Origin of the sequence: Nitrospira defluvii (assembly GCF_905220995.1) — a bacterium.
GTDB lineage: Bacteria > Nitrospirota > Nitrospiria > Nitrospirales > Nitrospiraceae > Nitrospira_A > Nitrospira_A defluvii_C.
The window spans coordinates 343,680-356,656 of the sequence record NZ_CAJNBJ010000001.1 but is presented as its reverse complement, the minus strand read 5'-3'; the positions used below and the strand labels follow the sequence as shown (position 1 = coordinate 356,656).

At 53.8% G+C, this 12,977-nt stretch carries 14 protein-coding genes; 9 read left to right on the top strand and 5 right to left on the bottom strand.

Features of this window, described 5'->3' with window-relative positions; translation table 11 throughout:
- Positions 1-27 precede the first annotated feature (27 nt).
- The gene (locus tag KJA79_RS01750; protein ID WP_213040276.1) at positions 28-936 is read right to left on the bottom strand and encodes an AbiTii domain-containing protein; all 909 of its coding nucleotides are present in this window, start codon (positions 934-936) and stop codon (positions 28-30) included.
- Between the two features lie 742 nt (positions 937-1,678).
- On the opposite strand from KJA79_RS01750, the gene KJA79_RS01745 reads away from it, so the two are divergent.
- The 4 genes from KJA79_RS01745 to KJA79_RS01730 all read left to right on the top strand — a co-directional run bounded on the left by KJA79_RS01745 (position 1,679) and on the right by KJA79_RS01730 (position 5,249).
- Positions 1,679-2,248, top strand: a complete 570-nt coding sequence (locus tag KJA79_RS01745; protein ID WP_213040275.1) for a trypco2 family protein — start codon at positions 1,679-1,681, stop codon at positions 2,246-2,248.
- A 22-nt stretch (positions 2,249-2,270) separates the two neighbouring features.
- Positions 2,271-3,437, top strand: coding sequence for a S1 family peptidase (locus KJA79_RS01740; RefSeq protein ID WP_213040274.1), 1,167 nt, complete (start codon positions 2,271-2,273; stop codon positions 3,435-3,437).
- 40 nt (positions 3,438-3,477) lie between these two features.
- Complete coding sequence (locus KJA79_RS01735; protein WP_213040273.1) at positions 3,478-4,569, top strand: YncE family protein; 1,092 nt, start codon at positions 3,478-3,480, stop codon at positions 4,567-4,569.
- Positions 4,570-5,027: 458 nt separating this feature from the next.
- Complete coding sequence (locus KJA79_RS01730; protein WP_213040272.1) at positions 5,028-5,249, top strand: DUF433 domain-containing protein; 222 nt, start codon at positions 5,028-5,030, stop codon at positions 5,247-5,249.
- On the opposite strand, the gene KJA79_RS01725 is transcribed toward KJA79_RS01730, so the two are convergent.
- The gene (locus KJA79_RS01725) at positions 5,233-5,469 is read right to left on the bottom strand and encodes a hypothetical protein (protein ID WP_213040271.1); all 237 of its coding nucleotides are present in this window, start codon (positions 5,467-5,469) and stop codon (positions 5,233-5,235) included. The two genes, KJA79_RS01730 and KJA79_RS01725, sit on opposite strands and share 17 nt — an antisense overlap.
- Here KJA79_RS01725 and KJA79_RS23245 point away from each other — a divergent pair.
- From KJA79_RS23245 to KJA79_RS01715, 3 genes are all read left to right on the top strand, one after another.
- Positions 5,413-5,622, top strand: a complete 210-nt coding sequence (locus KJA79_RS23245) for a hypothetical protein (RefSeq protein WP_425518090.1) — start codon at positions 5,413-5,415, stop codon at positions 5,620-5,622. The two genes, KJA79_RS01725 and KJA79_RS23245, sit on opposite strands and share 57 nt — an antisense overlap.
- 342 nt (positions 5,623-5,964) lie before the next feature.
- The gene (locus KJA79_RS01720) at positions 5,965-6,858 is read left to right on the top strand and encodes a tetratricopeptide repeat protein (protein WP_213040270.1); all 894 of its coding nucleotides are present in this window, start codon (positions 5,965-5,967) and stop codon (positions 6,856-6,858) included.
- 54 nt (positions 6,859-6,912) lie between these two features.
- Entirely contained in the window at positions 6,913-7,161 is a 249-nt protein-coding gene (locus KJA79_RS01715; protein WP_213040269.1) for a hypothetical protein, read from the top strand.
- Here the strand turns inward: KJA79_RS01715 and KJA79_RS01710 are convergent.
- The gene (locus KJA79_RS01710; RefSeq protein WP_213040268.1) at positions 7,152-7,370 is read right to left on the bottom strand and encodes a hypothetical protein; all 219 of its coding nucleotides are present in this window, start codon (positions 7,368-7,370) and stop codon (positions 7,152-7,154) included. The two genes, KJA79_RS01715 and KJA79_RS01710, sit on opposite strands and share 10 nt — an antisense overlap.
- 205 nt (positions 7,371-7,575) lie before the next feature.
- Here KJA79_RS01710 and KJA79_RS01705 point away from each other — a divergent pair, with 205 nt between their 5' ends.
- Positions 7,576-8,682, top strand: a complete 1,107-nt coding sequence (locus tag KJA79_RS01705; protein WP_213041345.1) for a Fic family protein — start codon at positions 7,576-7,578, stop codon at positions 8,680-8,682.
- A 325-nt stretch (positions 8,683-9,007) separates the two neighbouring features.
- On the opposite strand, the gene KJA79_RS01700 is transcribed toward KJA79_RS01705, so the two are convergent.
- Positions 9,008-10,840 (bottom strand): glycoside hydrolase family 15 protein, encoded by a 1,833-nt coding sequence (locus KJA79_RS01700; protein WP_213040267.1) that lies wholly within the window; start codon positions 10,838-10,840, stop codon positions 9,008-9,010.
- A gap of 169 nt (positions 10,841-11,009) precedes the next feature.
- Entirely contained in the window at positions 11,010-12,395 is a 1,386-nt protein-coding gene (locus KJA79_RS01695) for a cytochrome P450 (RefSeq protein ID WP_213040266.1), read from the bottom strand.
- Positions 12,396-12,588: 193 nt separating this feature from the next.
- Between KJA79_RS01695 and KJA79_RS01690 the strand changes: the two genes are divergently transcribed.
- Positions 12,589-12,930, top strand: coding sequence for a hypothetical protein (locus KJA79_RS01690; protein WP_213040265.1), 342 nt, complete (start codon positions 12,589-12,591; stop codon positions 12,928-12,930).
- Positions 12,931-12,977 lie beyond the last annotated feature (47 nt).

The window sequence follows — 12,977 nt, the reverse complement described above, 5'->3', positions numbered from 1 at the left end:
TTTCGGTTACCGCTTTGGATGAGTATTTCATTGCCAGCCATAGTATTTAGCAATTGAATTAGCCAGGAGAGTTCCCGCAGCTTGAATTGCAATATCCCAACCCCCATTCGCCGCTTTTTGGACCATTTTCCCAATCCAAGCTGACACTCGTGGCCCGAACTTATCCTTCTCTTTTGGCTCGGAGTCTGATGTGATCGCTGCTTGAAGCTCCTTAACGTCTTCCTCTCTGATTCCATTCTCCCGTAAAACTTTTTCTAAAGATGTGAAGTCTTTCGTTGTTACGTTGAGAGTTATGGTGGAATCTTGAGCCGTACCTACGACATTGGCTGAACCATATATAGTCATGTGAAAAATTTGGCTTACCTTTGTGGAATCAATTACTCCGGGCGAAAGTTTAGGATTGTCCCCTGCATCAGGAGCTAGCTTCCAGACCTTTAGGGTGAAATCAAGGATGCGGTTGCGCACAGCATTTAGTAACTCAATAAGTCGCCCCGTGCTTACCTCTCCCCAACTCTGCACACAATGTTGATCTTGGTACACTTTATCTCCAAGGAAAAAAGCGAGGTCTCCTGTGCTTACCTGAACCACACCACCAGTGTTCTTGCTTAGGGTTTCCTCAATACCGGCTACGCTCTGTCTACATCTGAAGTTTTGGTAGGAATCTCTGACTGTTTCTGGAATCAGAGATATTGGTATTGGGGCATTTTGTATCCCGGAACCGAAAGGTCCAAAAAAATGCCCTTTGAGCTGAACGGGCCAAATTCGGTAGTCGGGAACCACCACTTCGTCTGGATACCCATTTGACTCCCACAGAAGCCAATCTTCCAGTGGCTGACTGCCTAGGCGGGCTGCCAATAGCTTACACATTCGAAGCAACGTGCCAAGATCACTTTTCGAGTCAACCGCGGCTGCCTGGATATCCTCAAGAAGGGACATAATAACTCCCTGTTTGGTTGAAGGAGAGGCAAGAAACGCAGTGTATCTGATGCCTGCTGGCTTGAAAAGATACATTTGGAGTGAGGGCAGATGACTAAAAGTTCTGATTATAGTTTGGAAGTGTCCATTGGGCGAAGGTCTTTAGGGCAAGTCTACGTCTGTATTCGTTCCCAAGGTCCTGTCGGCCTTATTTTGACTCAGGAGATAGATGCAGCATGCGAGACTGTCGCCAATTAGCATTGAGGTGTCGAAGTCCACATGCCAGTTTGTCTGCGTGAAATATGTTAGGCAGATCGAGCGTGCAGTTGAGTCAAAGGTAATTGCTCCCGTTTCTGCATCTCCAGTCTTTGCCGCTGTCGCGGCTTTGACACTGTTGGATCTAATCAAAGATGGTGATCCTCGCCTCAGATCGACTGCCCTAGTGTTGTTGATAACGTATTCGTGTCTGAGCCCGGAAAAGCATTCGACCGTCGCGTATGATTTAAATCATACGTTTAGGTGAAATCATGGCGGCACAGTTGCAGGGGCGGAGCATTTTTCTGGAATACAGTGGCAGGGAATACTTCAGCCCGAATCTTAAAGGTATCAAGTGGGTTCACCGACCATGTCATGTATTAGCCTAGGATTAAATACTTTCATTCAATCCCGCCATCTTGCAATTTTAAAATGCGTAGTTCACAATTTCCCAATGGTTTTGCTTCCTGCCATATCTTCCGATCACTTATCATTTAAAGGCGGCCATATGCCAAAATTTGGCATGGTTCTATCACTGCTATTGCTTTTTACTTTCGCGAATGATCCTAACAATGCCTCAGGCGATGATTTTGGCGTAGATCAGGTGATAAAGGCATTGAAGGAAGATATACGCACTGCTCAGGCTACTGAAACTGGGAAGCCAAGATTGCAAATAGACCGCGTCGATCTTGAATTAAGTATAGCAACTGAATCTGGCGGAGAAGCTGGACTTAAAGTATCCGTTCTGGGTGGACTAGGTGTAAATATGGGGGCGGGGGCCGCTCAGGTCAACGGTCAGACCATAAAACTCACATTGACGCCCATTGGAGATTTGGAGATAGGTGCAAAGAAAGATCATGGCCTTGCCGCTGCAATTGGAAGTGTCAAGAACGCTCTACGGAATGCCATAAACGATCCGCCGCCGTTGAAGCTGGATGGATTTGTATATGAAACAGAATTCGGGATCGAGAAAACTGCACAGGGCGGGATCAGTTTTTTTATCATTGATATCGCAGGGGGTAAGTACAAGCAATCTACGATTCATCGTTTGAAGATTCATCTCTCACTCGCCGGTTAACTATATTTGTATAGTAGGTAGTATGGCAAAGATGGTCCACCGTCACTGCTTCCTTATTCTGACGCTCTGCCTCCTCTCTGAGCTGTTATCAATTTCATTTGCCATTTCAGGTGCCGACGACGAGCTTAAGAATAAGGTTGTAGAAATATTGAGCAACGGGGAGCCAGTTGGCGCCGGCCTATTGATTACGGATAAGGGACATATTCTCACGGCTAGACACAACATTAAGAACGCTCCATATACTGTGCAGATAAAGCGCTATAACAAATCTCTACCAGAGACGGCCTCGGTATTAAGCATGAGCGAGCATTTTGATCTCGCACTGATTGCGATCCTTCCTGAGAGCCTTCTTGTTCCGATGAAAATCGGAGATTCGAGTAAGGTTTCTGCAGGCGAAGCCCTTAAGCTGATCGGGAGCCCTGCCAAGAATGGAGTCACACGTTCATTTAATGTTGATGTTTTGCCGGTAAAGGCTGTGGACAATAATGGTTTGATATGGCTAAACGGTGATCTTTATCCTGGGAATAGCGGAGGGCCAGCCGTGAACTCTTTGGGAGAAGTCATCGGGATTGTGTTGAGGCGGTCAGAGGTAGTATCCGAGAGTTTCGTATTGCCAATTTCATACGCTCAGCATTTTTTACTTTCTTGTGGGATTTGGGTCGAGCAGGGAAGAGTCGCATTGTACGGTTCTGAGCTATCTCAAATTAAGAAACAGTTGTTGACGTATCAGGCAATGTACGCCTTCATGACCACGGACCTAAAGTGGGACGCCAGCATATTCTTACAGCCGACTATTCTGCCAACAGCGCAGCCAAAGGGAGAATCGGGTGGGGGAAAAAGGGAAATCAAAATATCGTATGAGAAACGATTTGAAGGCCAGCAAGTTCCTGACAAGGCCATGATTAAGATCTTCCCTTTACTTGCTGACAGTTTTGATAGAGACAAAGCAGAACAGCAGGGTTTGTTTATGGGTAGGGTAGTGGAGTTTGATAGTTCAGGGGTAGCAGTAATTTCAGAAGTCGAAAGTTCGCTTGATGCAACGCTCAGGGAATATAATCGCAAAACCCAGAGCAAGCTACAACACGCTGAAATATTGAGCCTCCAGATTGAGATTGTTCCTGAGCGTAATGATCAGCAATACTCTAAAACTGTCCTAAATCGAAAATATTGTCCTAGCGTCAAATGTTAGGACAATATTTTGTCTAAATTGGGGAATTAGGAATCCAAGCATGCGAATATGCGCCGCACTGGTGATGTTAGCAATGATGGGCGGCTGTCACTCACCGAATTTTAGGACAACTAGTACGGGCACCACAATTATATCTGGCGACCCTCTCGAGCTCGAAAGCCTGTTTGGGAAAGCCCAAGTGGTGAATGTGGCCGATGACCTTGATTCTTTTAGGTTCAATTCTTCAGGCGAAAGGATCTACTACACCTCGATAAAAAGTCAGAATTTCGGTGTGATACATACCAAGGGGCACGAGGTCGAAGCGATTCATCTCGGCTGCAGCCCCAGCAACTTTGTCGTTGATAACAAGGACCAAGAAGCATACGTGATGTGTTCCAGTCGGGATAGCGATGGACTACTATTGAAGATATCATTGCCAATGAAGAAAGTTACGGGAACTCTTACCCTTAACAAGGGATTCATTTCTTTTTCTCTTGTGTTAACTTCTGATGCAAAGAGGCTCTACGTTACTGATGCTAATAGTTTGTTTTTGTATATGCTGGATGCGAAGGATCTGAAGATCTATCAAAAAATTGCGCTACAAGAGCCAGCCGGATGGCGAAGCGTGCTTTCACCAGACGAAACGAGATTATACGTATTGCATCCTTTTGCACGAACTATTAGCGTTATGAGCACCAGGGATAACTCTCGGCTAGACCTCATCAGAAATATAGGGACTTTTCCAACTGCCTTAGTCGCATCCAAAGACGGGAACAAACTATACGTCGGTGACAACGAAGCCGCGATAGTGACGATATTTGACACCACTACCTTTCAAACATCCTCCTTCAAGGTCGAGGATAAGACGGGCTGGTTCTCGCAACATCTAAAGCCTCCTGATGATATGGTGGTTGTGCCGGATCTGGCGATGACCACCGATCAGAAGCTGTTTATGTGGCATCCCAACAACACTTCACATTTGGCCATGGTTGATCTCCGGGGGATGTCAGTAATTCACTTGCATCTGCCAAGTAATATGCGAATAGCCGGAATGGCCTTGGACAACTCTGGTCGCCACATGGCCCTTAGCGCAATGGATAAAAGGTTACTGCTTTTTACAAAGCATAGTGGCGCGTCCATGCTTGAGAATTAGGTGTTGAAAGAAGGTGGCATTCGAGATACGGCGATAGTGTTCGGCGTGGATGTGCTAAATTTGTGCTAAAAATTTTCAAAACCCACCTATACCCCTCGAATCCATCGAATCAGTGGAAAGCGTCCAAGTACCTGTTTTCGCAGTTAAAACGGGGAAACCATTTGATACACCGAGCGTTTCAAAAACTGTCCTGGCCTGTTTCGTAAACCGCAGGTCGGTGGTTCGATTCCACTCGCCGGCTCCACGTCTCCTCTATTCTGGACTGAAAGTAAGCCGGCGCGAGCGGGCTCATATGGTGTTCCTGCGCAAACCCCAGGCCCTCTCTTGTTAGGCCTGGCTGTCCTCGATTCTTGGCCTGCAGCAGTTCTTCTCCCAGTATGCCATTGAGTGCTTTCTTGACAGCCTAGGCGTATCAGCATAGCTTTTGATGTAGTTGACTGGCCGGCGAGGAAAGCGTGGTGGATAATCGTATCGTTGTCGATTCCAAAATCTGCGGCGGAAGGCCCACCATTCGAGGCACCCGCATTATGGTGAAAAACATTCTCGGCATGGTGGCCGGTGGCTATACCATGGCTGGCATCATTGAGGCGTACCCCGAATTGACCAACAACGATGTCACTGCCGCGCTTGAGTATGCCAGCCAGGTGATTGACGAAGCGAAAGTCATTCCGCGTGCCTGACCGCCTGACCATCCTTCTCGACCAAAATGTTCCCCAAGCCGTCGTTTCTTGGCTGAAGCTGTTGAAGCCGACGTGGACTGTCTTCCACACCGGTGATGTGGGATTGTCCGGGAAGGCTGGTGAAGAGGTCTTCGCCTGAGCGCAGCAGCAGACCGCTGTCGTTGTGACCTTCGATGAAGACTTTGCCGATGGCCGTTCCTTTCCGGTGCAGCGCCACCATAGCATTGTGCGTCTTCGGGTTTGGCCGACCACGATCGAAGAAACCAAACAGGCTTTGGGACGATTGCTCAGTGAGGTTGCCGAAGCTGAACTCACCGCGTCTCTCATCATCGTAGACCGCTCTCGAATCCGCGTCAGGACTCGCCCCAAATAAGTTGCACGCCCCGCAACAAGCGAGGCGTGCAGTGTAACCAAACAGGTGTGGGGAACGACCATGCTTGGGTAACGCTTCATAGTGCCCCGGACATGAAGATGACTTCGTTGGATTATGGGAAAAATTACAGCAACATTGAAGCCATTCGCGGGATCCTGCGAAGCCTCGGCGCAGAAATTCGTGATAGCCCCAGAATACCGCCCTCTTCCGCCACTGACTAGCGACCCAATTCGCGACATCTTTTCACTCAACGCTTGCTGAGATGAGACGGGCATGGAAAGATCGAGCACAAGCGCCTAGGTGTTCGTGCGGTAAAAGATGCGGTTCACGCGGAGGGACGCAATGGCCATAACCATGAAATCGTTCGGCTGGGTGCTTGCGCTCAGTGTGGTTGTCCTCTGCTCAGCCTCCTTTGCTGCCCCAAGTGGGACGGGCGCAGTTCCATCCGCAGACAAGAGGACGCCACGGGCACTGGCCCGTGAGGCCTATTATCAAATCGAAGCCAACGTGTTCAGTCGAGCACAGCTGCAGGATGCCTATACCAAGATTAACCTGGCGGCAGATCAGAACCGCAATGAGGCGTTTATTTATGTCGCGGTCTCGCTGGGAACCCTGGTCGGTGGATATACCATTGGCGACTGGTATGATCTCACCACGTTTGGTGGAACAGTGGTGCAGGACGCATTAGGCCATGCGCGGCAGGCAGTGAGCTTGGATCCGGATCTTGGCGCAGCGCATGCGCAGCTGGCACGGGTCTTAATAGTCAAAAAAGAGTTTCTCGAGGCCGCCGAACACATTGCGAAAGCCAAAGCGCTTGACCAAGATAGCTTCTACCCGTGGTATTTCGAGGGCATCTGGCATGAGAAGCAAGGTCACGTGCCCGAGGCGACTCACGCCTTTGATCGCGCGCAACAGGCGGCAACACTTCCACACCATTCGATGTTGGTTCTAGTGCATCGGGCAAGTGTGGCGAAAATCGGAGGCGACGCTGCGTTGCAGGAACAGCTGCTGAAAAAGGGCATCGCCTTGAATCCGGACAGCGCCTACGCGTATGGCGACTATGCTGCGTTTCTGATGTGCAAAGGCCGCTATCGAGAAGCCATCGTACAGTGGGAAAAGGCCATTCACATTGCTCCCTTCCCACGCGCGGTGTCGCAACTTGAGAAGGCCAAACAATACCTTGCAGAAGAGCGAACGAAAACAGCTCAGGCGAAACCGAAGACGGGCTGTGCCTGAGGATGGATGCAACCAAGTTGATCAATCTTTTGCTTGGTACGCTCCTGCTCCTGAGTGAGTTTAGTGACAGATGTGTTGCTCAGCCGTTGCTCTGATGATGCAGAAGAAGGCACGGACGTGATCAACGGATCGCCGGTCTTGACCAGCTTGCTGGCGAGAGACATTCGCACCGGCAGCGGGGACTACGGCATCAGTCCGTTCAGCAACCACCTCGGTGAAATCACGCTGGCTGAGCGGGCATGGGTCGTGGCGGATTTGCAGGGCTACGCAGGTGCAAGACAACCGGTCGCGACCTATGTGTAGGATGTCGTCTTCTGATGGACGGCGACGAACGAGAAGGGTGGACTACTGAGCCGCAACGGTGAGGTTGCGAGTAGAGTCACCAGCAGCAACAACACCGCCAGAAGCACAAGGCCCGCTCCCAGTGCCCGGGCGTCAGAAATTTCTTCGTCGCGTGTGCCCACCGCCAGAAGAAAGACCCGCGCAAGACTTCCTAGTGAGTCCCCAATCATCACAGCCACCTCACGAACAAATGATCCAACCTTCGTGAGCCAAAGTCACTGTTTCTAACGCCTCGAATCGACCCTAGCTCGTTGGAGTGTTCCCCTATTCCCGCCCAACGATACGAATGAGCGTTTGTTCGCCTCAAGTGATGATGCGAATAGCTAGCAGCATGATGCGAATAGGCGTATATTCGCATCATGCAGTGAGGTGAATGTGTATATCTGGGAACTACCCGAATGGCCACACTTCCGTTGGAATGCTGAGCACTTGCTCAACCCGCTCGGCCAGGCCCACCTGAAGCAAGGTCGGCCCCTTGGAAAAATGATGCAATTGGGCTTCGAGCTGCGGCTTGAGGCTGAACTTCTGGCTCTCACGGAAGAGGCCGTCAAAAGTGCAGAAATAGAAGGCGAACGATTGGATCCGTCGAGTGTCCGCTCCTCGGTGGCACGCCGGCTTGGTGTTCCTGGGGCCGCCCTTGGTCCAGAAGACCGACGCACTGAGGGCATGGTTGCGATGATGCTCGATGCGACGAGCCAACTGGATACCCCTCTCACCCGGGAGCGACTGTATGGGTGGCAGGCTGCGTTGTTTCCAACTGGCTATTCCGGTGTGCGCAAGATAAAGACCGGGGGGTGGCGGGAGGATGCCGATGGCCCCATGCAAGTACGCTCAGGTCCGGTCGGACGTGAGAAGGTTCACTTTCAAGCGCCCCCAGCTGAGCGAGTGGATGCTGAGATAGAGATGTTTCTCGCATGGCTGAATGAACCCCTCACTATCGACGGCATCCTCCATGCAACAATCGCACACCTCTGGTTTGTCACCATCCATCCATTCGACGATGGGAACGGCAGGATTGCGCGAGCGCTAGCAGAACGGAGTCTTGCACGCTCGGAACAATCCCCCCAGCGATTCTATGGCCTGGCGGGACAGATTCATCGCGAGCGCCCCGAGTATTATGCCTCGCTCGAAGTCACTCAGAAAGGTGATCTCGACATCACGCCGCGTATGCTGTGGTTTGTTGAATGCGTGTCCAAGGCGATCGATGCTGCCGAGACGGGATTCGCGGATGTGCTACGTAAGGCAGGGTTCTGGCAACGCCATACCGGTCTCGCCCTCAATGAACGCCAACGGAAAGTGTTGAATCGATTTCTAGACGGGTTTGAGGGCAAGCTGACAGCGAGAAAATGGGCAGCGTTTGCGAAATGTTCGATGCCCACTGCCCAACGTGACATCAAGGAACTGATTGATCGAGGGGTGCTCATTCGCAATGAGGGTGGCAGTAAGAACACAAGTTATAGCCTCACGCCAGTCCCAGAATAAGGGGGCTAGTTGGATGTCTGCGTTGATGTAGAAAGTGCCAGAACAACGCAAGCGTGTGCTCATGTGGGAAAAAATGGCCTGTTCACCTTGGTGCGGAAACCAGACTTAATGTGAGACTTGCGAGGTTGGGTGGGGCCACAGTTAGACCGTTACTTATGCTAAGTCAAAGAGGTCTTCAAATAAATTGGGGAAACCATTTGATACAACGAGCGTTTCAAAAATTGTCCTGGCCTGTTTGTAAACCGCAGGTTGGTGGTCCGATTCCACTCGCCGGCTCCACAAATATCCCCGACGCATCAACGGCGCGGTTCCCCTTCGTAGATGGTCAACCCTCGTCCAGTGCCCGATCCAAGTTGAAGGCAGCACTGATCAGGGCGAGATGAGTGAAGGCTTGCGGGAAATTTCCCAAGGCCTCGCCGTTGGTTCCCGTTTCTTCTGCGTAAAGACCGAGGTGGTTGGCGTATCCCAACATCCGTTCGAACAATAGTTGCGCTTCGTCCAGTTTCGGTCGGTCCGTGCGTCCCATCCGCGTCAACGCTTCCACGAGCCAGAAGCTGCACATGTTGAACGTGCCTTCCGTACCATCCAACCCGTCGGCTCCGGTGGCGGCGTCATACCGGTGCACCAGCCCGTCGGATACCAGGCCGCCTTCGTCCGGCGGCCGGTTGATTGCGTTCAACATGCGGCGCATTCTCGGATCCGACGGGGAGAGAAAATGGACCAACGGCATGATCAGGTTGGACGCATCTAACGAGTCGCTTCCGTATGATTGCACAAAGGTGCCGCGTGACTCGTCCCAGCCCTTGGTCATGATCTCTTCGTATACTCGGTCGCGCATGCTCAGCCACTTCAGGTGATCGGCCGGGAACGAGCGCTTTTGGGCCAGCCGTAACCCGCGGTCGAAGGCGACCCAGCACATGAGTTTTGAATAGACGAAATGCCGGCGGCCGCCGCGCACCTCCCAAATGCCCTCGTCTTCACGGGTCCAGTTCTCGCACAACCAATCGAGTGAGTTCCGAACGCGCAACCAGTGGTGGTAGGAGATCGGATTGACGTGCTTGTTGTAGAGGTAGACGGAGTCCAACAGTTCTCCGTAGATGTCCAACTGCAAATGCGCATAGGCGCCGTTGCCGATTCTCACGGGCCGTGACCCCCTGTACCCGTCCAAATGGTCGAGCGTGTATTCGGACAGATCGGTGCGCCCGTCGATGCCGTAGACGATCTGCAGCGGGCCCGGCTCGGGCCGATCGTTTCTGGCGCGCGCATCCAACCACTCCATGAATGCCGTGGCCTCTCGCGTGAAGCCGATGCGAATGAGCCCATAGAGCGTAAAGGCTGAATCCCGGATCCAGGTATAGCGATAATCCCAGTTGCGCACGCCGCCGATTTCTTCCGGGAGGCTGCACGTCGGCGAAGCGACGATGGCTCCGGTGGGTTCGAACGTCATGAGTTTGAGTGCAAGTGCAGAGCGGGAGACCATTTCCCTCCACCGTCCTGTATAGCGGCTGTGGGAGATCCAGTCCTGCCAAAACTGCACGGTGGTTTCGAAGACGCGTTGTGCATGATCATCGGGTAGCGTGGCCCCGCAGCACCCGCCCGCTTCGATTTCCCGAAGCACGCACACCGCATGCTCCCCGCGTCCGAGAGTGAATTCGGCGAACACGCCTTGCTCAGCCTGTTTCAACGGCAGGGTGGTCGCAAGTCCCAAGGTGAGCGCGGGGGTTGAAAAAACGGCGCCGGTGGAGTTCAGATGAGTCTGGTGTGTGGTGCGTGCATAATCGAACGCTGGATCACAGTGAAGCCGAAACGTCATACGACCGCGCACGACCTTGACGCGTCTGATCAATTGATGGAAGAGATCCGGCCCGGTTCCGCCGACCGGCATGAAGTCCTCGATTTCGCCCACGCCTTGGCTCGACAGAAATCGCGTGATTAAGACATTGGTGTCGGGCCAGTAGAACTGTTTGGTCGTGACCTCGTTGCCGAGCGGAGCAATGCTGAAACGGCCGCCCTTCTTGTCGTCGAGGATCGCGGCAAACACGCTTGGGGAATCGAAATGCGGAAAACACAACCAATCGATGGAGCCGTGGCGCCCCACCAATGCCGTCGTACGCATGTTACCGATGATGCCGTAATTCTCGATGGGGTGGTAGGCCATGGAGTGTCCGTGGCATGTGGTGGCACTAGAGTCTTGTGCGACCATACCAGAAAGAGACCGGGGTGAGCCAGGTCTTCGATGGCGTGATGCGGGTGAGTCTGTGAGAAGAACGGAATGTGCGGGGCAATGTGCCCGGGAGAGTATTGCGGCAGAATCCTCGGTCGGTGCATTACACGGCGGCGCCGCTCGCCACAGAGCGCCGTGGGTGAAGGATCATCCGGATGCCGCCCTTGGGGCGCAGCGTGACCATGAGTTCCGGTTCGACTTGCGCCTGGGCCAGCTGGGGATCGTAACGCCGGCCGATCAGCGCAAGGAGCAACGGGCCCTCCACCGTAGCGAAGTGTGTGCCGACGCAGGCTCGGGGCCCGGCACCGAAGGGGAGATAGGCATATCGAGCCTCGGGTTGGCCCTCTTTCAACCATCGTTCCGGTCGAAACCGGTCGGGGTCCGGCCAAAAGGCCGGATGCCGGTGCAGGTTGTAGACGCCGATGAGGATGATCGCGCCGGCCGGCAGGGCGAGTCCGTGAACCGTGACGGGTGTTGTGGTCTTGCGCTGAATGGCGACGGCGGGCGGATAGAGCCGAAGTGCTTCATCGAAGACGGCACGGGTATAGGGGAGTTGCGCAAGATCGCCGGCGTTCGGCGTTCGTCCTCGCAGCACTCGGTCTATTTCCTCATGGAAGCGGGCCTTCGCTTCCGGATGGGTGGCGAGGAGATACCAGGTCCAGGCCAGTGCGTTTGCGGTCGTTTCGTGCCCCGCAGCGAAGATGGTCAGGGCTTCGTCGCGCAGTTCTTGGTCGCTCAGGCCGGTACCCGTCTCCTCGTCACGAGCCTGAAGCAGGAGATCAAGCAGGTCGTCGTGGCGCACCCTGCTCCGGCGCCGTTCGGTGAGCAGCTCATAGATCAACCCGTCAAGAAATTGCATCGCGGCGCGGAATTCCCGATTGTGCGCAGTCGGCACCCAGAGGGGGAGGCGCAGCGGATTATGAAACGAATCGAACGCGAATCTCAGGCTCACGCGCAACGACTGGTTGATCCGATCGATATGGTGCGCCATGCTGGTGGTGAACATTGTTTGTGAGATGACTTCCAGAGCCAGCTGCATCATCTCGGCGGCGATGTCGACCGCTTGCCCCTCCTGCCTCGCCCAGTCGGCGAGGCGTTGTTCGCCCACCTGGACCATTCGGTCGGCCATCGCCGCCATGCGGGAACGGTGAAAAATCGGCTGGATGATGCGCCGGTGCCGTTTCCAGACCTCCCCCGAGCTGGTCACCAATCCACTGCCGAGGACCAGCGCCAGGCCAGAAGGTCGCCGGGGGTCGTAGACCTTCACGAACCGGTCGGACTGATGGACCAAAATCTCTTCGGCGAGATCGGGGTGACTGAGCAGGTGGATGAGCTTGGGGCCGAGCCGAAAGCGGAGTGCATCGCCGTATTGACGCCACCACTGCGCCATCGTCTCCAATGGACTGGTCTTGAATGCCTGCAGATGACCGAGCACACGCGTGCCGCCGGGAACCTTCGCCAGCGTAAACGATTGAACCTCATCCGACATGCGCGGACCCTACCACACCAGGGGAGTGCCAGCAATTCAGGCAGGGCCGTTGTGCCTCGGTCCACCAGGCTCGGTTTCCCGCTTCTGTCGAGCCAGCGGAGCCGGCTGCCGTCTTGTTGGCGCACGGCGCCTGTGATACTCTGCGCCAACATCGTTTGGTTTGGAGTGTTTGCGCAAATCGTCACCCGCGCCTATGAACGTCACCCCTACCTCGCGTCCATCATCACGCCTGGGATTGCAAGTGCTCGTGCTCTTGCTGGCCTGGGTCGTCGTGGCCGGTCTCTCGTGGGCCGAGCTGATTGGATTGCAGGCCGAATCAGGTGGGGTCGTACCGGCCGACTCCCAGTGGGCGACCGAGCCCGACTTAGACGAGTTGCGGGATGATGCGACGACCAAGGCTCTCACTGAAGCAACACGTCCCGCGAGCCTGGCGATTCACGCTTCCGCGAGGAAGTCCTCCGTTCCGTTTTCTCCGGGCGACACACCGCTGCCGACCAGCGACCTGCTGTCCACACTCTCTGTCTATCGACTGTAATCCGCCGAACGCGGTTTTGATGGGTGGTCCGTCGACGCCGTCCTCAT

What these genes read in the sequence shown, in the direction of transcription:
- KJA79_RS01745 (WP_213040275.1), top strand. Translation starts at nt 1,679, where the DNA reads ATGCCAAAATTTGGCATGGTTCTATCACTGCTATTGCTTTTTACTTTC.
- KJA79_RS01700 (WP_213040267.1), bottom strand. Translation starts at nt 10,840, where the DNA reads ATGGCCTACCACCCCATCGAGAATTACGGCATCATCGGTAACATGCGT.
- KJA79_RS01710 (WP_213040268.1), bottom strand. Translation starts at nt 7,370, where the DNA reads ATGATTGGGGACTCACTAGGAAGTCTTGCGCGGGTCTTTCTTCTGGCG.
- KJA79_RS01740 (WP_213040274.1), top strand. Translation starts at nt 2,271, where the DNA reads ATGGCAAAGATGGTCCACCGTCACTGCTTCCTTATTCTGACGCTCTGC.
- KJA79_RS01750 (WP_213040276.1), bottom strand. Translation starts at nt 936, where the DNA reads ATGTCCCTTCTTGAGGATATCCAGGCAGCCGCGGTTGACTCGAAAAGT.
- KJA79_RS01690 (WP_213040265.1), top strand. Translation starts at nt 12,589, where the DNA reads ATGAACGTCACCCCTACCTCGCGTCCATCATCACGCCTGGGATTGCAA.
- KJA79_RS01695 (WP_213040266.1), bottom strand. Translation starts at nt 12,395, where the DNA reads ATGTCGGATGAGGTTCAATCGTTTACGCTGGCGAAGGTTCCCGGCGGC.
- KJA79_RS01735 (WP_213040273.1), top strand. Translation starts at nt 3,478, where the DNA reads ATGCGAATATGCGCCGCACTGGTGATGTTAGCAATGATGGGCGGCTGT.
- KJA79_RS01720 (WP_213040270.1), top strand. Translation starts at nt 5,965, where the DNA reads ATGGCCATAACCATGAAATCGTTCGGCTGGGTGCTTGCGCTCAGTGTG.
- KJA79_RS01725 (WP_213040271.1), bottom strand. Translation starts at nt 5,469, where the DNA reads ATGGTGGCGCTGCACCGGAAAGGAACGGCCATCGGCAAAGTCTTCATC.